21 protein-coding genes and 1 pseudogene are annotated in these 19,258 nt (G+C 41.0%); 12 read left to right on the forward strand and 10 right to left on the reverse strand.

Features of this window, described 5'->3' with window-relative positions; all coding sequences use genetic code 11:
* Window positions 1-20 precede the first annotated feature (20 nt).
* The 6 genes from AC51G0_RS28945 to cuyA form a co-directional block, all read right to left on the reverse strand.
* Entirely contained in the window at window positions 21-1,760 is a 1,740-nt protein-coding gene (locus AC51G0_RS28945) for a methyl-accepting chemotaxis protein (protein ID WP_496302982.1), read from the reverse strand.
* 107 nt (window positions 1,761-1,867) lie between these two features.
* A complete protein-coding gene (locus tag AC51G0_RS28950) occupies window positions 1,868-2,674 on the reverse strand; it encodes an alpha/beta fold hydrolase (protein ID WP_496302983.1) in 807 nt (268 codons plus the stop codon).
* 8 nt (window positions 2,675-2,682) lie between these two features.
* The gene (locus tag AC51G0_RS28955) at window positions 2,683-3,987 is read right to left on the reverse strand and encodes a TRAP transporter large permease (RefSeq protein WP_496302984.1); all 1,305 of its coding nucleotides are present in this window, start codon (window positions 3,985-3,987) and stop codon (window positions 2,683-2,685) included.
* 1 nt (window position 3,988) lies between these two features.
* Window positions 3,989-4,516 carry a TRAP transporter small permease gene (locus AC51G0_RS28960; RefSeq protein ID WP_496302985.1) on the reverse strand — a complete coding sequence of 176 codons (528 nt, stop codon included), beginning with the start codon at window positions 4,514-4,516 and terminating at the stop codon, window positions 3,989-3,991.
* A 10-nt stretch (window positions 4,517-4,526) separates the two neighbouring features.
* Window positions 4,527-5,516, reverse strand: a complete 990-nt coding sequence (locus tag AC51G0_RS28965; protein WP_496302986.1) for a TRAP transporter substrate-binding protein — start codon at window positions 5,514-5,516, stop codon at window positions 4,527-4,529.
* A gap of 57 nt (window positions 5,517-5,573) precedes the next feature.
* Window positions 5,574-6,581, reverse strand: a complete 1,008-nt coding sequence (gene cuyA / locus AC51G0_RS28970) for a D-cysteate sulfo-lyase (RefSeq protein WP_496302987.1) — start codon at window positions 6,579-6,581, stop codon at window positions 5,574-5,576.
* 263 nt (window positions 6,582-6,844) lie between these two features.
* Here cuyA and AC51G0_RS28975 point away from each other — a divergent pair, with 263 nt between their 5' ends.
* The 5 genes from AC51G0_RS28975 (at window position 6,845) to AC51G0_RS28995 (ending at window position 10,004) form a co-directional block, all read left to right on the forward strand.
* On the forward strand, window positions 6,845-7,756 hold the full coding sequence (locus AC51G0_RS28975; protein ID WP_496302988.1) for a LysR family transcriptional regulator: 912 nt from the start codon (window positions 6,845-6,847) through the stop codon (window positions 7,754-7,756).
* Between the two features lie 87 nt (window positions 7,757-7,843).
* Window positions 7,844-8,554, forward strand: coding sequence for a cysteate racemase (gene cuyB, locus AC51G0_RS28980; protein ID WP_496302989.1), 711 nt, complete (start codon window positions 7,844-7,846; stop codon window positions 8,552-8,554).
* Window positions 8,539-8,835: a GNAT family N-acetyltransferase gene (locus AC51G0_RS28985; protein ID WP_496302990.1), complete on the forward strand. Its 297-nt coding sequence runs from the start codon at window positions 8,539-8,541 to the stop codon at window positions 8,833-8,835. Before cuyB ends, AC51G0_RS28985 begins: the two co-directional genes overlap by 16 nt.
* Window positions 8,836-9,055: 220 nt before the next feature.
* Complete coding sequence (locus AC51G0_RS28990; RefSeq protein WP_496302991.1) at window positions 9,056-9,406, forward strand: gamma-glutamylcyclotransferase family protein; 351 nt, start codon at window positions 9,056-9,058, stop codon at window positions 9,404-9,406.
* A gap of 127 nt (window positions 9,407-9,533) precedes the next feature.
* On the forward strand, window positions 9,534-10,004 hold the full coding sequence (locus AC51G0_RS28995) for a GNAT family N-acetyltransferase (protein ID WP_496302992.1): 471 nt from the start codon (window positions 9,534-9,536) through the stop codon (window positions 10,002-10,004).
* Window positions 10,005-10,126: 122 nt separating this feature from the next.
* Here AC51G0_RS28995 and AC51G0_RS29000 read toward each other — a convergent pair.
* From AC51G0_RS29000 to AC51G0_RS29010, 3 genes and pseudogenes are all read right to left on the reverse strand, one after another.
* Window positions 10,127-10,351: pseudogene (locus AC51G0_RS29000) on the reverse strand (IS1 family transposase); the annotation flags it as partial.
* 298 nt (window positions 10,352-10,649) lie between these two features.
* Window positions 10,650-11,219: a P-loop nucleotide/nucleoside kinase family protein gene (locus tag AC51G0_RS29005; RefSeq protein WP_496302993.1), complete on the reverse strand. Its 570-nt coding sequence runs from the start codon at window positions 11,217-11,219 to the stop codon at window positions 10,650-10,652.
* Complete coding sequence (locus tag AC51G0_RS29010; protein ID WP_496302994.1) at window positions 11,167-11,589, reverse strand: MarR family winged helix-turn-helix transcriptional regulator; 423 nt, start codon at window positions 11,587-11,589, stop codon at window positions 11,167-11,169. The genes AC51G0_RS29005 and AC51G0_RS29010 overlap by 53 nt, the downstream gene beginning before the upstream one ends.
* A gap of 651 nt (window positions 11,590-12,240) precedes the next feature.
* On the opposite strand from AC51G0_RS29010, the gene AC51G0_RS29015 reads away from it, so the two are divergent.
* Window positions 12,241-12,636 (forward strand): GFA family protein, encoded by a 396-nt coding sequence (locus AC51G0_RS29015; RefSeq protein WP_496302995.1) that lies wholly within the window; start codon window positions 12,241-12,243, stop codon window positions 12,634-12,636.
* Window positions 12,637-12,965: 329 nt separating this feature from the next.
* Here AC51G0_RS29015 and AC51G0_RS29020 read toward each other — a convergent pair whose 3' ends face one another.
* Window positions 12,966-13,946 carry a GlxA family transcriptional regulator gene (locus tag AC51G0_RS29020; RefSeq protein ID WP_496302996.1) on the reverse strand — a complete coding sequence of 327 codons (981 nt, stop codon included), beginning with the start codon at window positions 13,944-13,946 and terminating at the stop codon, window positions 12,966-12,968.
* 154 nt (window positions 13,947-14,100) lie between these two features.
* Between AC51G0_RS29020 and AC51G0_RS29025 the strand changes: the two genes are divergently transcribed.
* The 6 genes from AC51G0_RS29025 to trpS all read left to right on the forward strand — a co-directional run bounded on the left by AC51G0_RS29025 (window position 14,101) and on the right by trpS (window position 19,241).
* Entirely contained in the window at window positions 14,101-14,823 is a 723-nt protein-coding gene (locus tag AC51G0_RS29025) for an HD domain-containing protein (protein WP_496302997.1), read from the forward strand.
* Between the two features lie 109 nt (window positions 14,824-14,932).
* The gene (locus AC51G0_RS29030) at window positions 14,933-15,514 is read left to right on the forward strand and encodes a hypothetical protein (protein ID WP_496302998.1); all 582 of its coding nucleotides are present in this window, start codon (window positions 14,933-14,935) and stop codon (window positions 15,512-15,514) included.
* Between the two features lie 28 nt (window positions 15,515-15,542).
* Window positions 15,543-15,983: a DMT family transporter gene (locus tag AC51G0_RS29035; RefSeq protein ID WP_496302999.1), complete on the forward strand. Its 441-nt coding sequence runs from the start codon at window positions 15,543-15,545 to the stop codon at window positions 15,981-15,983.
* Window positions 15,984-16,184: 201 nt separating this feature from the next.
* A complete protein-coding gene (locus AC51G0_RS29040) occupies window positions 16,185-16,778 on the forward strand; it encodes a LysE family translocator (RefSeq protein WP_496303000.1) in 594 nt (197 codons plus the stop codon).
* A gap of 24 nt (window positions 16,779-16,802) precedes the next feature.
* Complete coding sequence (locus tag AC51G0_RS29045) at window positions 16,803-17,624, forward strand: AraC family transcriptional regulator (RefSeq protein ID WP_496303001.1); 822 nt, start codon at window positions 16,803-16,805, stop codon at window positions 17,622-17,624.
* A gap of 594 nt (window positions 17,625-18,218) precedes the next feature.
* Window positions 18,219-19,241, forward strand: coding sequence for a tryptophan--tRNA ligase (gene trpS / locus AC51G0_RS29050; protein ID WP_496303002.1), 1,023 nt, complete (start codon window positions 18,219-18,221; stop codon window positions 19,239-19,241).
* Window positions 19,242-19,258: the final 17 nt, after the last annotated feature.

A 19,258-nucleotide genomic window follows, 5' to 3' on the forward strand; every position in this document is an offset into this window, starting at 1 on the left:
CCCAGGCTTTATATATACAGTTAGCTAATTTTAAAACGACCAACCACATTATGAAGTTGGGTGTTTGTATCACTTAACTGATGGGTACTGTTGACTGTTTCTAGGCCATTTTGGTGGATGTTATTAATCATCTCCTGAATTGCTGTCATATTACGGTTAATCTCTTCGGTCACCGAACTTTGCTGCTCGGCAGATGCTGCAATCTGTGCTGTTAGATCATTTATTTCAACAACTGAATCACTCATACCATCGAGTGCTCCCATAACTCGGGAGGTATTTTGTGATGTCTGCTGACAGCTGTTCTTTGTTGTTTCCATTGCGTTGACAACTGAAATGGTACCTTTGCGAAGTTTCGCCAACATTTCATTAATATCAGATGTACTCTGTTGGGTTCGGGCTGCTAATGTCCGCACTTCATCGGCGACGACAGCAAAACCCCGGCCTTGTTCACCTGCTCGGGCAGCTTCAATCGCCGCATTCAATGCAAGTAGGTTGGTCTGTTCGGCAATCTCTCCTATAACGGCCAGTACAGAGCTAATTTGCTCGGTATCTCTATTCATTGCCATAACCGACTCGGACATCTTTGTTACTTCATCCACCAAAGCCGTTACGCTGTGTACTGCTTCGAGCACAACAGTTTTAGATTCTTCCGCTTCACTATTCGTTTTTTGCGTTAACTTAGCCGCGCTGGTTGCACTTTGTGCAACAGAGTCTGCTGCAGAGCTCATTTCGGTGATCGCGGTGACCACTTGTTCTGTTTCTTTGGAATGAGCTGCGAGCAAAGCTTGGCTAGAATCACTTTGCTCACTTACTTGAGTGATTTCTTTTCTGATCTGTTGGCTCGATTGTGCGACATCCATCATCATGCTTTGCAGCTTTTCAATAAACAGGTTAATACCTGTTGCGATTTTACCAAGGTCATCTTGAGTATTGACATCTAAGCGACGGGTCAGATCACCATCATCTTGTGACAGATCTGTTACAAGATCGCGTAAAGAAATAATCGGCTTAAAGGCAAAGTTAATGAAGATAATACTAAGGGGAACAATAACTAAAGCGGCAGCCAGAAGGGCAATTGTGATGGCATTATTTAGCTGATCTGTATTTTTCTGAATATAGTTTTTATCGATATATCCGGTCAGGCGCCATTGCTGGCCGCGAATGTCAAACTCATTTGGCAAGGCAATAAGAACACCATCTTTTTTATTTGAGAACAGGAGGTTATTATGAGGATCAGCCAGCTCTAAATAGGTACCTTCGACAGCTGATGTAGCCAGTAATTCCTGGGTGCTGCTCAAATCAATAAAAAAGATATCACCTGAAGCATCGTTTCGAGGAATCGTAATAGAAATAAGTGGCTTATCTCCGTCAAAAAACACATCGCTCACAATGACTTGACCTTTAGCCGACGCAAGCTGATTGATATAAGGTTGAGTCTCACCCTCGGCAAGCTCTCCATTCGGTGTAAAAGCCAAGTTGCTTATAATTTTAATGATATTGTAGAAGCCAGTTTTCTCCTGAGTGCTTTTAATTGCAGTTATGCTAAAGTTCAGATTTTCAGCCAGTATAATTTTATTTTTGATATCCTCAACCAGCTTATCTTTTATCATATTGATCTGGCTGTTGATGTTTTTTGTATCGTTGTTATAGATGTAGTTACTAATGTAATGGTTAACACTGAAGTATGATGTCACTATAGTAATTAAAATAATAGTAACGAAAACTGTATAAATTTTTACTTTGAAAGAGAGCTTCTTCATGGTAGTAAAAAATCCTTTTAATACATTGGCGCACTCTCTAATGAAGAAAAATTTATAATGCCACCATCATGGTAAAGCATTCTTCCTAGAGGAGTAGCTTTTCAACCTTAGTCGATACTAGAGTCAAGCTTAGTTCCTGGGACTAATGATTTCGCGATTGTCACAGGAGTGAAACGAGCTAGGAAGGTAGCTAATATGAGATTGAATAGCTCAGGGTTTTCTAAGTGAACATTATGGGCACTATTACCCACAACGCTCAATGAACTATTCTCAATAGACTGCCAGAGTGTATAGGGTTGAGATTCCCACTGGTAGCTTCGATCCGTATCTCCCCATAAAACCAGCGTCGGCATCTTAAATCCAGACAAGTAGCTCTCACCATCCCAGTTACTCATAGCAATCAGACCATGCTTGTAACTGCTAAAAGGGGCTTTCTCTGCAAGTAGTAATGAATCCTCAATATCATGTTGGCTGGCGCTCTCATCGAAAAACCAACTCTTAACTGCTTTCTCAACACTTGCACGGAAGCCATCGGGTGAAGCATTTTTTAAGCTCTGTTCGATAGGTTCAAATCGGCCAGGTAAGCTACCATGAGGCCCTGTTCCATATAGAACGAGTCCATTAATGCGGTGCGGGATGGTATGCGCGACCTCCTGTGCAATCATTCCTCCCATTGAATGGCCCATTAAGAAAAAGCTATCGACCTTTTGAGTTTCTAGCTGTTGAATCACATCTTCGGCAAACCCTTTGATCGAAGTAGGGGCTTGCTCTTTATTGCGATGGCTAAATCCTTTTAAGCAAACAGGGATAATGCAAAACGTATCTGTCAGATCGGATAGCTGTTTATGCCAATATTCAGGTCCGCTTAAAAAACCGTGGATTAGCACTAATACTGTTTTTTTTGAATTCATCATCTTTGTCCTTATTCCATGATGTATGGGAGCCAAGTTGCGATTTCAGGGAAGGCAATCATGAGTATGATGAGTGAAACCAAAACCCCGATAAACGGCAGGCAACCTTTGATCACATCTAGGATAGTAAGTTTGTTTTTCTCAATTGATTGAATGACATAGAGATTAAGACCAACTGGTGGTGTGAGAACAGCCACCTCCATTGTGATGGTGTAGATAACGCCAAACCAAATCAGATCGAACCCAGAAGCTTGGATTAAAGGAAAGAGAGTAGGTAGCGTAATGAATGTCATAGATACAGGCTCAAGGAACATACCAAGCACAATGTAGAACACAATGATCAGTGCTAGAGTCTGATACGGCGATAACTCAAAAGCGGTAAACATCGCAGAAAATTCTTGAGGCACTTGATAGTAAGTCATAACAAAGCCAAACAATACGCCCGAGGAAAGCAACAGACCAAGGTAACCCATGGTTTTCATTGTTGCTTTGATACTTTCATTGAGTCCCTTTAGATCCATGCCACCTACAGCAAAAGCGAGCAATAAGGTGATGACACAAGAGAGTCCCGCGGCTTCGGTTGGAGTTGCAATACCGGCATAGATAGAAATTGTGATGATTAAACCAATAACAATAACGGGTAGCACGGCAGATAAAGCCAGCCCCCAAGGAATAGAATCACTTTCATCAGCCGAAGGGATCGCGTTGACATTCAACATACTCCAAATCTTGATAACGGCAAAGAATAGAGTTACGAGCACAACACCCGGCACAACTCCGGCGATAAAAAGCTGGCCGATAGATTGGTCGGTTACAATTCCGTAGAACAATAAGATCAAGCTAGGTGGCAGCAGAACGCTTAAAGTACCACCTGCTGCTAATACACCACTCGCTAAGCGTTTGTCATATCCGAGCTTGAGCATCGCAGGTAAAGCCACACCACCAATGGTTAGTGAGCCAACCATACTAGAACCACATACTGCGCCGAAGCCTGCACACGCTGCAACGCTACCGTATGCAGCTGAGCCTTTCACTGGCACTTTGCTATGCATGAACCAGTAAAGATGAGGGCCAATATTGGACCGCCCAATGAGTTCACCTAAGAAGACAAAGAGTGGAACAGATAACAACACGTAATCGATCCAAACACCCCACATTTTCAATTCGGCTGTGACCAAAGTCGTTGATAGTGATTGGATGGTAAGTAAAAACGGGATTGATGCGCCTGCAAGCGCAAATGGGATTGGTAATCCCATTACAATGAACAGGATCAGTAAGCTCAATAACCCAATACCAACTTCGTACCATTCGAGCATATTATTCTCCTAAATCCATTTGTACCTTCATCTCGTAAGATGTGGTGTCTTGTTGAAATATTGAATCGTACAGTTTGATTGATGCGCTCAACACGAGTGAGATGAGTGAAATCACAACAACAAACCAGAAATAAAATCTTGGCCAAAGTAGAATCTCTGATGCAGCACCAGATACGTAAGATTTTGAGAATCCTTTTATCGCAGCAAGCATGAAAAAAAGTGAGATAGCCAAAATAATCAAACAATTGAGGCTTTCAATGTGGGCCTTTACTCTTGGGCTTAACATATCTATGAAAATAGATACTTTCGGAAAGGCGTCTTTCCTGCACGCATAAGATAAGCCAACAAAAGCTAAAGGAACAAGCATCAATGCAGTTGCTTCTGTTACCATTCCATCTGGATTTCCCATAACGTATCGCATGAATACGCCATAGGAAATCCAGAATGCTTGGATGAAGATGATAGACCCACCTATGTATAGGAGTATGTTACCCATCATTTCAACCAATTTTCTGAATTTCCATGTCATGGCGAATCTCCTAGATAGAGTTAGCTGTAAACAGCGACTTCATCTTTTGTGAAAGCTCAGGACCACACTCTTTAGTTAGTTCAGGGTCCCATTTATTCTGAATCGTTGAAACTAGTGCTTTCTTCTCTGGAGTCGAGAGGGCGAGAACCGTACCACCAGCTTGTTTCGCTTCGTCAATTCTTGCATCTACCCATTGTTCATATTTAGGTTTCAGCCACTGTTCCGTCTCTTTTGCCGCATCTAACAGAGCGGTTTGATCAGACGGTGATAAAGAGTCAAAGCGGTCTTTGTTCATCATGTAAACTAAATTGCCGTAAAAAAGGCCCGCATCAACCATATGAGGCATTACATTCCATAGCTTCCAGGAACTGTAAGTCGCGACTCCCATATTGATGCCATCTACAACACCGCGCTCGGCAGACTGGAATACTTCTTTTGGTGAGATAAAAACAGGTTTACCCCCCCACTCCTCAATCATGTTACTCACTAACGGGCCAATTGAACGAACGAGCTTTCCTTGCAGCTTAGTGAATTCTTCTGCGTTTTCGATCTTCTTGTTGAACCACCACTCTTGGTCATAGGAGTAGTTCGAGTTGAATATTGGTACAAGTCCATTTCTAGCGGCTTCTGGTTTGATTAAATTGCTGTATTGAGCATCCATCTCAAGCTGATTGATTAAATCAACAGCTTCAGGGTACAAAGAGCTGACTCGGTAGCATGGCAGGCGATTGTCAGCACTGATCCAACTGATATCAGCGACGCCACCTTGCACCGCATCCACACCTTCACTCCAACCATGTAATGTTGAAGAAGGGTAGATTCGCACTTTTAGATTTCCATTAGACTTTTCTTCGGCTAACTCGGCAAATTTTTTAAAGCCGTCATATCGGATATCAGATTCGTTTATATATGTTGATAAACGAATAATTTCTTTACTGTATGTGTTCAGTGAAGTTAGGCCTAATATAATGGCGCAAGCAATACTTAAATTTCCTTTCATATTATCAATCTCCATATAATTGCTTTATAAACTTTTGTGTTCTTTGTTTTTAGCAGGTTAGTAAGTGGCTAAAGAGAAGCTGCTTCTATAACCAAATAATGCTTGAGCACCACCCGTATGAACAAAGACGATATTTTCACCATTTTTAAAATGTCCCTTTCTAATTAGATCGATAAGTCCTGCAGCACCTTTACCTGAATAAACGGGGTCTAAAAGAATACCTTCGTAACGTGAAAATAAGTTAATTGCTTCAATGGTTGATGGAGCCGGAATACCATAACCTTCACCCACGTAGTTACAATTTGCTTTTACATCTTCGCGAGCCACTTTACCTGCACAACCTAAGTATTCCGCAGTGTGGCAAGCGAGTTTATAAACATTTTGTTCTTGTGTTTCTTGATCCACTCGAACACCGACACCTAGAACAGGGATTTGACTATTGGTTAACGTAAAGCCAGTAACTAAGCCCGCTTGTGTACCTGCGCTCCCTGTGGCATGTACCACATGATCGATCTTCAGGTTCATGTCGTTACTCTGCTTGAGTAGTTCTAATGCACAGTTTACATAACCTAGAGCACCGATAGGGTTGGAGCCGCCGCCTGGAATGATGTAAGGATTCTTGCCTTCGCTTCTTAGTGTCGCTGCAAGATCTTCCATTGCAGCGTTCATATCTGTACCACCAGGGAGTTTAGATAGTTTTGCTCCAAATAATTGATCCAACATAACATTACCGTTGTAGTTGTAATCTGGGTCATCACTTGATGTACGATCTTCAAGGAGCACGTAGCACTCTAGATTTTTGGCAGTAGCAATAGCCGCAGTTTGACGAGCATGGTTCGATTGAGTCGCACCTTGCGTAATGATCACATCCGCACCTTGCTCCAACGCATCAGCCATCAAAAATTCAAGTTTTCGAGTTTTATTTCCTCCACCGGCAAGACCAGTGCAGTCGTCTCGTTTGATCCAAATGTTTGGTCCGCCTAGCTCATTACTTAGATTTTCCATCAATTCAAGAGGAGTATCTAAGTGGGCGATATTGATTCGAGGGAATCGAGACAAGTGCATATTAAGCTCCTTTTAAAAGTGTTTTTCGTAAACGCTTATTTAAAAAAGCATCTAATTTTGTTAAATGATAATGTTATTTTTTATGGGGGAGGTTACATTTTTTTATTGGTGGTTAAAAACCACTATTGGCATGGTTATTGCCATGAATATTAATTTATTGCATTTATAGATTAATTGCTGAGTTGAATGCTTTGGTGCACAACATTGGTGCAAATGTTGCACCGCACTGTTACAAATTGCACTGTTTAAGGATGTAAATACATATGGAATTGAAATGGATTGAAGACTTTCTTTGCCTTGCTCAATTTGGAAGTTTTGCAAAGGCAGCAAAAAATAGGAATGTCACTCAGCCTGCGTTCAGTCGACGTATAAAGTCACTCGAAGACTGGTTAGGGGCGGAACTCGTTAATAGAAACACTTATCCAGCGTCGTTTACTCATGCAGGGTTTTCCTTTCTTAAACAGGCGAATGAACTAAAAAAGCAAATTGAGTTTGCTCGGGCTGAGACATTGAGTCAGGTAGCGGTAGATAAGCCAAACATTAAGATTTATACACAGCACTCATTATCTGAGTATCTTGTAGGGGAGATGGTTGATTACATCCCGTCAGTATTACATGAAAATGTGATTAATGTGGAGCCAAGTAATTTCCATGATTCAGTCAATAATTTCCTGGCTCAACCAGACAGCTTGCTACTGTTGATGCAGTTTGACTCCATACCTCTATTTATCCCTAACAAAGAAGTCGAAGCTATCGACATTGGTGTGGATTATCTGGCTCCTGTTGTTGGCGTCAATGAGCATGGAGAACCTCACTACGATTACTACAGTGGACAGAATATACCTCTGCTCTCTTACTCAACCAAGTCACTGTTTAGACAAGCCATCGAAAAGAGCATAGGCAACACTAAGCTCTCTAATTGCGAGATAGTGTATGAAAACGACGTTACCCATTCGTTGAAGAACATGGTGTTAAGTGGCCATGGAGTCGCTTGGTTACCTATTAACTCGATAAAACCAGAGCTATCAAGTGGTTGTATGCAGATATTCTCTTCAGAAATTGAACCTGTAGCAGGGCATATTCGATTTTATCGCCATCAAAAATCAGAAAGCTGTCGTTCAACTTCTAACCTTTGGCGTGCAATGACGTCTTTTAAATTAGAAGCCGAATTTTAACTAGCCTTCCGCTAGCAGGCGTAAATATTGATCAGAGGCGACTTTCGCTACGGAATGTCAGCTCACAACTAAAGAAGAAATTTAATATTGGGTAGTCAGCTCGTCGCTGGAGTGATTGGTGGAATGGGACCTGAGGCGACAATTGATTTGGTGTATCGAGTGTTTCAGCAAACACCAGCATCTGATGATGGTGAACACATTCGTATCTTAGTCGACAATAGCCCTAAAGTTCCTTTAAGGATAAAAGCTATCATAGAAGGGAGAGGGGGAAGCCCGGCAAAAACAATGACAGAAATGGCGCTTGGTCTGGTTAAACAAGGCGCTGATTTTTTAGTCATTCCATGCAATACAGCTCACTACTATTATGATGATGTCTCAAGTGCTGTTGATGTACCGGTGATCAATCTTCTTGATTTGACAGCCACCCATATTCGTAAGGAGCGATGCTTACGCGTTGGTTTGTTAGGATCGACCGCACTGCAGATCACGCAGATATATGCCCCAACATTTGAAAAACATCATTTATCACCCATATATCCTGATCAGACTTATCAAGATGAGTTGATTGAATTAATAAAAAAGATAAAAGCCAAACAATTTTCCACTATAGATATTGAAACCCTTCAATCTGTTAGTCGTCATATGATAAGTAAGGACGTGGATTGTATCGCTCTGGTGTGCACGGAATTGTCTGTTGTTAAGCAATCGATTGCGCGTATCTACAATTATTATGTTAATAAACGACTATCACATTTGAAGCAGATGAAGTTTCTTCTCATGGCATGTCTGAGCGTATAGCAGATGTAGAGAGCCAATTACTTCCTTGGCTAGTTGCAGTTGATCGAAATGGCGCAATAGTTGGTTATGCGTACGCTACTAAATGGAAGGGGCGTAGCGCCTATAAGCATTCTGTAGAAGCTACAGTCTATCTTGACCGGCTTGCTACTGGTCAAGGGTGGGGAACAAAACTGTATGACTCCTTATTATCAGAACTTCGAAAGTCTTCAGTCCATGCGGTGATCGGTGGTATCTCGTTACCTAATCCAGCGAGTGTTGCACTTCATGAAAAGCAAGAATGAAGAAAGTTGCTCATTTTGAAGAGGTTGGCTGTAAGTTCGACACGTGGATTGATGTTGGCTATTGGCAGATATTGCTCAATGCCTACAAGGAATCAAGGTGACCCGTTACACTCGGCGGTTTTGGTATAGAGTTCAGTGCGCTTTGCTGGTTTTGCGTGGGGCACCTTATCGCAGGCGTTAGGCATCTAGTTTGAAGTAGTCATAAATATTGAGGTATAAGATGGAAAAATTATTTTCATACGGTACGTTACAAATGGAGCATGTTCAGGAAGAAACATTTGGTCGAAAGCTAAATGGTGAAAAAGATACACTGTTCGGTTACATTCTTTCTGATGTGAAAATCAAAGATGAAGCAGTCGTAAAAACTAGCGGTACAGATATTCATCCAATATTGAAGTTTACAGGGAAAGATGCAGATGTTGTTGAAGGAACAGTTTTTGATATAACTCCATCAGAATTAGCCCAAGCCGATGAATATGAAGTTGAAGAGTATATACGTATAGCAGGTAACTTTGAATCAGGTAATAAAGCATGGGCATATGTTTGTGCCGCTACGGAATTAACTAAGTAGTAATGTTGCCTAACAAGCTGTTCAACAGGATTAAAAACAGCGGCCTATTTTCGATTCGCTCAAGTTTAGGCCACTATTTTTAGCCTGTTAACAAGGGCGTTATGAGAATGAAGGAATAATTTAAGATATGGATATCAAAATAGATGATTTGAATGGCGGTGAAGTTGTTCAATTATTGAAAGAACACTTGGAAGATATGTATGCGACATCTCCTCCTGAAAGTGTGCACGCATTAGATGTAAACGCTCTAAAAGTACCAGAGATTACGTTCTTTAGTTGTTGGAAAGATGACCGGTTATTAGGCTGTGCAGCGATTAAGGAGTTGGACTCAACGCATGCTGAACTAAAATCAATGAGAACCTCCAATCATGCGCGAAATATGGGGGTTGGAACGCTTCTTCTTAAACATGTATTAAACGTTTCATCGGATAGGGGGTATAACAAAATTAGCTTGGAAACCGGTTCACAAGACTTCTTCAAACCAGCTCGTAATCTCTATGAGAAATTTGGCTTTCAATATTGTGATCCCTTTGCTGATTATAAACCTGATCCACATAGTCAATTTATGTCATACACACTGGGTGAGACATTCTCATAACAAAGCCATCACACGATTTATTACATTCGGCGTTCTAGGTTTGTCTTTAGTTTCGGTGTTGATGGCAGTAAAATTTAAGTAAGTCGTTGTGGTAATAAAGGTCGTGACGCCAACTTGTTGAATTAGCATCTGTAGAATTCACGCTCAATGAATGTGCCTATCACTTTGTCATGCATATCTTCTGATTTAGAGAAGCCAATGGTTTTGCGATTTAGCCGCTTTAATCGCGTTCTCAATGTGAGATTCTGCCGTTCTATACGTTGGGTAAATAATTTCCCTGTAATGTGCTTTTCAGCTGGAAGCTTTGATGAGTAAACTCTGTAGTCATCAGTACAGAAGAAATTGACATGCCAGCAGTGTCTCTGCTGACTCGGATTTGCCCCATTCCAATACAGCGACAAGTTGAGCCGATAAATTCTGTCTCTTGTTTATATCGGTACTGCCTGAACAAGCGGAAGCTAAGGAGTGGCGCGCGGAATCTCCCAAAACTGAGCAAACAAAGGTATCCCTCAGTCAATTTTTTATGTGCACGGTTATGTATTTAAGACATGGTAAAAAAAACACGCCCTTGCCGAACAGACCAAAGGCGCGAAATTTTAACAGAGTAGAACAAGAAAATTTCTCAATACAAAGTCATTAGCGCAGTTACGTGCTAACTCTTTGCCCACATGCCAACTCCATTTCGTCTGGTACTTCAAATTTTGACTCCATAAAATTAAACATCATATCCGTAACCTCAAAAGAGTATAATTGAGGATCTTTTTCAACATTCCTTTTTGTGACTCGTTGACGGCGAACATCTACAGGTGTATCTAGGTAATGGATTTCTGCATCAATGTTCAAGCTTTTAGCCTTATCAACAAAGACATCACGCTGTGCCTTCGTCGTGAATCCTAAATCTAGTAGTACGTTGCCTTCTAACGATAGAATTTGCTCGGAAGTTTCCCAAATCTGTTCATAGCAGCGATTTACCCTCTCAATCATCCAATCGTAATCAAGAGATACCATATCTTTAGCAAACAAGGTTTGCATCCACGGGTCTATTGAGAACTTCACCGCACCTATGTCCTGACAAACAGAAATCGAGTATGTTGTTTTCCCTGCCCCTGTAGGGCCACAAACTATAATTAACCGAGCCATTTTGGCAGTTCCTTTTAGATGTTTAGCATTTGATTTTGTTAAGAAGCGCCAGTAGTTGTTCAACTTCACGCTCATTCAATAATGCAAAAGCTGAGTTGCAACTGTGTTCGAAAGATACTAACGAGTCCTTATATAGCTCTTTACCAGTCTCCGTAAGTGCTACCATGCTTTGTCGAGCGTCCCTAACGTTAGCCTGTTTTAGTACTATGTTATTCTTCATCATTGGTGCCAATAGCCTAGTTACTCCTGAAGCTGAAAGACCAATAGAGTCAGCTAATGCAATTCGACTTAATGTTCCTCCGTAAGATGTATACAACTTATGCATAATCGTAAACTCGGTAAAGCTTATACCGTGTGGACTCAAGCTTGAGTCTATTTTTTTGTTTAACAATATACTTGTATACCCATGATCTAACATTAGTGAAACGTGTTTATTTGAACTCATAATCCAACCACTTGAAATATGCTTGATTAGTCAAGTATATTTCAAGTGGTTGGGTTGTCAACTAGATATTAACGTGGAAGGTATCATTTAAAAAACGGGCAGTTGCTGCGTTAAACTTCAGAATATGTGATAACTCACTACCGACAGGAGGGAAGGTTATATCTCGTTCAACCATCGCAAACTATACCTTAGATGAGGTGAAACTGCCCTCTAATGTTCGCAAAGTGATCGGTTTGTCAAGTAAATAGGGCTAGAATCTCATATGCATGGGTTTTCGCTTGTATTGAATAGTTTATAGAAGCTTTACGTGATGCTTACGCAAATTTTTGTCCAGTTCCGTTCACGAACGACACCTCATGAAGTTGTGTCGTTTTACTATTTTGGAGCTGGGAAAGGTAGATATCTGCCCGCAACCGTAACTCACAAATATCCAACTTCGTGCCAGCCTTTTCGTCTGGCACATTTATGCCCACATAACCATTCAGAATAAAAGCTCATTCATACTTTGTTAATACTAATTGACCTTATCAAGAGTTATCCGAAGTGGCGTGTTCATCGCTCAACGTCGTTATGTAGCAATGGAGTCTGTACATGCATACAGTGTGTGTTATAGTCTTGTAAAAGTAGATAACAATTATCAATGGAGTCAAGATGATCAAAGGAAGCTGTTGTTGTGAATCGGTTCAATTCGAATTAACGGAAGAGCCAAGTATGATGGGTATGTGCCATTGCAGTCGCTGCCGTAAAGTTGGGGCAAGCTCGTTGGCTTTTGTTAAATCTGATAAATTCAAGATTACTGCTGGCCGAGAAAAAATAACTACCTTTAAGGCTGAACCGCCGTATGTATACGATCGGTGTTTTTGTTCTGTCTGTGGTACTTCACTTGGTGAAGTGCTATCGAAAATGGATTCTTTTCCAATAAATGCAAACTGTATAGATACTGAATTTGAAATCGAAAATAAATTTCATGAGTTTGTTTCTGAAAAACCGAGCTGGTTTAAAATCGGCGATAATGCAAGACAATTTAATGAACACCCGCACGAATAATAGAAAAAATGCAAACCAGTATTTAAGATTTCAAGATACTTATCCTTATCCTACTAGAGTGTTTGATTTGACACTCTAACTCAATTCAGTCCCATAACGAGCTAGAGGGAAAAGCTGGCCCTCTACAGTTTAGAATTGAGGCAGTTGGCACTTCGTAATACATGTGAGCCTCTTTTTTAGCTAGAATAGCTGTTCGCATATTTTTGGTGTTTCAGGTTTCCTGATTATTTTTCTTATAGATGGAAAACTCATCTCGTTTTATGCGTGCAGCCTATAACTCTCAGATTCGAATAGTTGGATGTTATTTCTATGATCATATTTCTACGAAATCAAGGGATGGGATGGTGGTGAAACGCCTTCTTATATTCTCTGGGGCTAGTACCTATTCGTTTATGAAAATGTCGACGAAAGTTTGTGGTAGACCCTAATCCTACTTTAGCTGAAATTTGTTCGAAACTTAGTGTTGTAGTTTCCAATAACCGTTGCGCATATTTAACTCTAGCATGATTTACCCACACAGTCGGTGTTACTCCTAACTCTTTTTTGAACTTCCTATTGAAGGTACGCGAGGTCATAAACACTCGACTTGCCATTTGCTCAATAGAAATATTTTCATGCAAATTCGATTCTAACCAATTGAGGAGGTTGCTAATTTTCCCATTTTCTGAATCATTACACTTATGACTAATAAATTGTTTCTGTCCTCCTTCTCTGTGCCTCTGTACCACAGATATCTTCGCTAGTTCGTTGGAAACATAGTTGCCCAAGTCAAGTCCAACAACATATAGACATAAATCCAAACCCGCGACAGCACCTGCAGAGGTTAAAAGCTGACCGTTGTCAATGTACAGTACTTCTGGATTGACTTTTGTGAAAGGATACATTCTTTGTAAAGATGTGGCATGCATCCAATGCGTCGTTACTTCCAAATCATCGAGTAAACCTGTGGCTGCGAGCACGAAGGCTCCCGTGCATATAGAAAGAACTCTTCCACCTCTGTCAGCATGTTTACGAATCGCACGGATTATTGTCTCCTGAATGGGAAGTTCTATATCTCTTACACCAGGAACTATTATCGTATCTGCCATCGATAATTCATCTAGGCTGTATCTAGATTGAATGGAAAGGCATTCCGCGTTCTCTGTCTCCGCATTCCCACAGAAAAAAACGTTATATGCAGGAGCACCACTAGGCAGCGTCGCTCGACTGAATGTTTCATAGGGTAGAAGAGCATCGGTTAATACGACATCATCAAAAAGAAGGATGGCAACTTGATGTTTGAGTGGCGAGTTAGTTGCGATATTTGTCATTTATACTACTTGGTGGATTTAAGGGGGAGCGTATAGTTATTTCAGATGAGTCACCTTCTGTCAAATTAAAAACGCACTACTTGTATTAGACAAGGTGACTTCTGAATATCAAACCACCTCAATCAGGTATTACCTTATTACAAGGAACTCATCAATGAATCCCAATTTGACGCTGTCAAAACCTAAACCGACTAAATTCTGTATGCTATGCCACTTTGTCAAGGGAGATATTCGTACAATGACGGAAAAAACACGTAACTTTGTATTAAGACGGCATGCACCATATGTATCACCGGAGTATTACAAGTTCCCAGATACAAAATCATGCAAAGATGCATTACATTTGGTTGAAAAGCACAGTCCTAAATTTCTCGTAAACCATAGCATACGAAGCTATGCCTTTGGTTTGGCAATGAGTCACAAGATCGACAAGCCTGTAGACAAAGAAGTATTTTTTGTGGGTTCTATAATGCATGATATAGGTTTGACTAAACTGTCTCCCCAAAACAGTACTTTTGAAATCGAGGGTGCTAAAATTGCAAGAGATTTTTCTTTAGATCATGACTTCTCTACTGAGCGGACAGATTTGATTCACGAAATGGTTGCCTTACACAATTCTGTCGGTGTCGCTCATAAATGTGATCCTGAGATAGCGTTACTACACTTTGGCGCTGGAGCCGATGTAGCGGGGTTATGGGTGCATGATATCCATCGCCAAACTCTTAACGAAGTACTAGATGCTTATCACGACGAAGGGTGCAAAGAAGGCATGACCAAGCTAATTCAAGAGCAAGTTTTGCGTAAGCCCGAAAGCTATATGTCCACGATGGTGGAGCTTGGGTTTTTGAATAAAATGGCCAAAAATAGACTACGTTAAGTGCATTGCGTTGTACAAGTCGGGGGCATTTATAATAACCATACATCACGCTGGCTCGCGAATTGAATCATAGTGGTTCGAGAGAAATCTAACCTCATGGAGTAAATTAATGAATAAGGCAATATCACTTTTACAGAGAGCTTCGAATGGCAAAACGGTACTAATTTTGTTTGTCTTGACCAATTTAGTTTATGGAGTGATTCTAGGTTATTCCATACCATTGGTCTTAAGCTTTTCACCAGAGTCTGTTTTGTTTGATATGTCTCCGACGGGGTATAGTTATGCTGAGGCTATCGAACTGTTGCAATCACTGGGTCTAGAAGGTAGAAATTCATACCTCACCGTTCAGTTACCAATTGATTTGGTTTACCCCATGATGTTTGCTGTTTCGTATGCTCTTATGATTACATGGGTTTTAAAGCAATTCCTTCCCAAGCAATCGAGATTGTTCTTTGTTGCATTTATTCCAGTACTTGCTGGTTTGTTTGATTATCTTGAAAATGCGGGTGTCGCTTTAATGCTAAATGCGTTTCCTGATGTATCTGAAACATTAGTTACAAGCGCGAGTAGCTTTACAATAATTAAAAGCGGATTGACAACCTTATTTTTCGTAGTTCTACTTGTTGCGCTAACCTATTGGGGTACGTGGAGTTTAAAGAAGAGACGGCGAACAGTTAGCAATAAAGGCTAAAATACCATCTGTATATTTTCATCCAGCGATGACCACAGCAACTTTGATTCAGAGAAAAATGGAGGTAAGCAAGCGCTCATTTATATTTCCCCTCGATCTAACGCTTTTTTATCAGAGCCTTACTTCTGCCATTGTTTTAATAATCCCAGCGACTCTGTTTGAAGGAATGACAACTCAATGGCAGCCTAAATTTTTAGGAGCCATGGTGTGGCTTGTTTTTGCTGTGTCTTTATGCGCCTATGCTCTGATGTTCAAATTAATAAAAATAATTGATGCAACCCGGGTGGCAAGCTTGTTTTATTTAGGCCCACCAGTCACCATGCTTATGGCATGGTCTGTATTCGGCGACACCTTGCAACTTATGGATATGGTTGGCTTAGTCATTATCTGTATAGGCATTATACTTGCACAATTACAGTTCAACGATAAAACAATGCAACGAAAACATGATCATTTTGGAAAGAGCTAACAAGGCAAATTAGCGCGGATACAAATTCCGCTGCAATCCATTAGCACCGGTTATTTGCTGTGTAACCCATACTTCTCTAATCCGAACCTTACAAGTTAGATCAAAGCACTAACAAACACCTGTTCCACTTGCACTGCAATATCGTTCAATAATTAGCGTGCGACTTTGGCTATCTTCTTTGAATAAAGAGGAGATAGAACAATGAACAATGTAATTTTCGCGATGGTGGCGTTTGCCTTTGTAGGAGCTGTTACGCCGGGGCCCGTCAACTTGCTGGCAACCAGTACTGCGCTGAATCATGGAATGTGTGCGGCGGCTAAACATGTTGTTGGTGCTGCCGTGGCTTATGCTATGGTCGTATTCTGCTCGGGCAGTGTTATGCAAACGTTACTGAGTGTATTACCTAAGCTGGAGATAGCGATGCAACTCAGTGGCAGTCTATTCCTCTTTTACCTTGCGTATAGGATTTATTCTGCGCCCATCTCTTCATTCGAATCATCAAATAACGCTAAGTCGGGTTTTTGGACGGGCTCTTTAACTCAAATACTCAATCCTAAAGCTTGGGTAGTCGCCATGTCTGGAGTCAGCCTGTATGTCATAGGTCAAGACAATGAACGTTTGTCACTCATTGTGTTCACTTGCGTCTCGCTGATTGTTTGCTTAATTGGTGTCGGCGTGTGGGCGGTTATTGGCAGAGTACTCGCGAAATACCTTGAAAATCCGACCCAACAGCGTCAGTTTAATAGAGTGATGGCAGGATTGCTTGGTGCATCAGTGATGATGATATGGCTATAAGGTGGGCGGGGATCGAGTACTAAGATGAAGAAGGATAACAGCGCCAGCTTTAAACAAAGTACCTTGTTGCCTTGGATTGAGCTTAGAGTCGCCGATCAAAGCTTAGCCTGCTATAAGACACATTCACATGATGAGTTTTCATTTGGAATCATCGATCATGGACAAGCCGATTACCGTAACCGTCAGAGCATTCATCGAATTGGGCAGGGAGACATTGTCACAATAAACCCAGCCGATGTGCATTCGTGCAATCCAGAAGCCGGAACATGGTCTTATAGCATGTTGTTTGTCGATGCCATCAAAATGGGTGAAGTGCAGCAAGACATATTGCAAAACTACACCAATGACTACACGCCATTTCTCAATGATTTAGAACGAAACCCTAAACTGAAACACAAGTTTCGCTCTCTATTTAGTGCATTGCAAACAGAAGCTAGCTCCCTGCAAGCCCAGGTCAGTTTGTACGATTTTATTGAAGCGAGCCTAGGTAAACAGCCGGTTGAAACTCCTAACAGAGCAAAGCAGCAACCTTACTTAAATCGCATTCGCGAAAAGCTGTTCGATGAACTCGATAACACTCATCAACTGGATGAATTGGCAGAAGATGCGGGAATGAGTCGCTATCAGCTATTAAGAGCATTTAAAAGCCAGTTTGGATTACCACCTCACGCTTATTTGATGGATGAGAAAATCAAACGCGCCAAAGTCATGCTTAAGTCTGGTCAGGAAATCTCAGAGGTTGCCTTGCAATTGGGGTTTTCTGATCAAGCTCACTTCCAGCGACAATTTAAAAAAAAGCTTGCTGTTACGCCGAAGTTCTACCAATCACATTTTGTCTCAAAATAGGGTTGAGCTATTTTTTCCAATTTCGGTAATTTGACTCAGGCTACGTATTTACTGACTATCTTACCTCCAGCTTCCTATCATTCTGGGCTTATTGCATAAATAAACTCTTGTCGGAGAACAATAAGGTTTGTCGATTTACAATAAAGTCTGATCGCTTTCGTAGTGGTTTGACCTGTCATTTTTTGACCTGCCATTTTTTTAACTCATTTATGCCCCTTTTCTACTTGGTGCTTTTACTCATTCATACCTTGTTAACCTGAGTCTACCCTACTCAAACTTATCCGATTGAGTTAATAAATTAGCGCTCCTGTTATTAGCTGCTTGTGCCCGAAAGGAATGAATACGTTCTTGAAATAGCTACTTGTTGAGATTCGGAGACATCAATCTGGTAATGGTTTATTCTGGGGTTGAGTTTAAAACTAATTATTGTTACCTTATTCGGATGAAACGTATCCCAACACCTTCATCATTTTTCTTTTGGTGGCGCTCTAACTAGAGCGGCACAGGATTCTCACATTCTTAAGCTGCTGGAAGGTAGCTAAGACTGTGTTCTGATTATCTCCAGTAGCGATCTAATTACTAGGAGATAAAAACATGAACACTAACCAGTTCTCGGATAAACCAGAAATCATTTTAACCGGTGACAGAGCTACAGGCCCATTGCATCTAGGCCACTATATCGGTTCTTTGAAGCAGCGTGTCGCTTTGCAAGATGCTCACGACCAGACTATTCTTGTCGCTGACATGCAAGGTTTAACAGATAACGCTCACAATCCATCTAAGGTATCTTCCAATATACTTAATGTCGTCGCAGATTATCTTGCAGTAGGCATTGACCCAAGTAAAACAACAATTTGTCTCCAGTCGCAATTACCTGCATTAGCTGAGCTAACGATGTATTACAGTAATCTTGTGACAATAGCGCGGTTGGAACGAAATCCTACGGTGAAAAGTGAGATTCAAAATAAAGGCTTCGAACGCTCAATCCCTGCTGGCTTTTTAACATATCCAATTTCTCAGGCCGCCGACATCACGGCTTTTAACGCCACTCTCGTTCCTGTTGGGGATGATCAACTGCCTATGCTTGAACAAACGAATGAGATTGTGAGGAAAATAAATACTCTAGCAGGAAAAACAGTGCTCAATGAATGCCGCCCACTACTAAGTAATGCATCACGTCTACCCAGTACAGACGGAAAGAACAAGATGTCAAAATCCATGGGCAATGCTATCAATCTGGGAGCTTCCCAGAAGGAAATCAGTGCAGCGGTAAAATCAATGTATACCGATCCAAATCACTTGAAGATCGAGGATGCTGGTTGTGTTGAAGGAAACGTTGTTTTTACATATCTAGATGCATTTCATCCAGATTCAGACTACATCACTCACTTGAAGGAGCATTACCAACGAGGAGGACTTGGTGATGGAACTACAAAGAAAATCCTTGAAGAATGCCTGCAAGAGCTACTTCGACCTATTCGAGAGAAAAGAACCGAACTATTACATGATAAAACACAGCTAATCAATATTTTGGCTGAAGGGAGCCAAATATCTAAAGAGAAAACTGAGAGAGTACTTTTTGATATTAAAGGTATATTTGGGCTAAATATCCTCTGAACAGACCTTACTTCGGG

The organism is Photobacterium sp. HL06 (assembly GCF_059552575.1).

Coding starts and splice junctions, on each gene's coding strand:
- AC51G0_RS28950 (WP_496302983.1), bottom strand. CDS start 2,674: ATGATGAATTCAAAAAAAACAGTATTAGTGCTAATCCACGGTTTTTTA.
- AC51G0_RS29005 (WP_496302993.1), bottom strand. CDS start 11,219: ATGAGCGTGAAGTTGAACAACTACTGGCGCTTCTTAACAAAATCAAAT.
- AC51G0_RS28945 (WP_496302982.1), bottom strand. CDS start 1,760: ATGAAGAAGCTCTCTTTCAAAGTAAAAATTTATACAGTTTTCGTTACT.
- AC51G0_RS29020 (WP_496302996.1), bottom strand. CDS start 13,946: ATGACAAATATCGCAACTAACTCGCCACTCAAACATCAAGTTGCCATC.
- AC51G0_RS28960 (WP_496302985.1), bottom strand. CDS start 4,516: ATGACATGGAAATTCAGAAAATTGGTTGAAATGATGGGTAACATACTC.
- cuyA (WP_496302987.1), bottom strand. CDS start 6,581: ATGCACTTGTCTCGATTCCCTCGAATCAATATCGCCCACTTAGATACT.
- AC51G0_RS28995 (WP_496302992.1), top strand. CDS start 9,534: ATGGATATCAAAATAGATGATTTGAATGGCGGTGAAGTTGTTCAATTA.
- AC51G0_RS29030 (WP_496302998.1), top strand. CDS start 14,933: ATGAATAAGGCAATATCACTTTTACAGAGAGCTTCGAATGGCAAAACG.
- AC51G0_RS29045 (WP_496303001.1), top strand. CDS start 16,803: ATGAAGAAGGATAACAGCGCCAGCTTTAAACAAAGTACCTTGTTGCCT.
- AC51G0_RS29025 (WP_496302997.1), top strand. CDS start 14,101: ATGAATCCCAATTTGACGCTGTCAAAACCTAAACCGACTAAATTCTGT.
- AC51G0_RS28990 (WP_496302991.1), top strand. CDS start 9,056: ATGGAAAAATTATTTTCATACGGTACGTTACAAATGGAGCATGTTCAG.
- AC51G0_RS29040 (WP_496303000.1), top strand. CDS start 16,185: ATGAACAATGTAATTTTCGCGATGGTGGCGTTTGCCTTTGTAGGAGCT.
- AC51G0_RS28955 (WP_496302984.1), bottom strand. CDS start 3,987: ATGCTCGAATGGTACGAAGTTGGTATTGGGTTATTGAGCTTACTGATC.
- AC51G0_RS28975 (WP_496302988.1), top strand. CDS start 6,845: ATGGAATTGAAATGGATTGAAGACTTTCTTTGCCTTGCTCAATTTGGA.
- trpS (WP_496303002.1), top strand. CDS start 18,219: ATGAACACTAACCAGTTCTCGGATAAACCAGAAATCATTTTAACCGGT.
- AC51G0_RS28965 (WP_496302986.1), bottom strand. CDS start 5,516: ATGAAAGGAAATTTAAGTATTGCTTGCGCCATTATATTAGGCCTAACT.
- AC51G0_RS29010 (WP_496302994.1), bottom strand. CDS start 11,589: ATGAGTTCAAATAAACACGTTTCACTAATGTTAGATCATGGGTATACA.
- AC51G0_RS28985 (WP_496302990.1), top strand. CDS start 8,539: ATGTCTGAGCGTATAGCAGATGTAGAGAGCCAATTACTTCCTTGGCTA.
- AC51G0_RS29015 (WP_496302995.1), top strand. CDS start 12,241: ATGATCAAAGGAAGCTGTTGTTGTGAATCGGTTCAATTCGAATTAACG.
- AC51G0_RS29035 (WP_496302999.1), top strand. CDS start 15,543: ATGACCACAGCAACTTTGATTCAGAGAAAAATGGAGGTAAGCAAGCGC.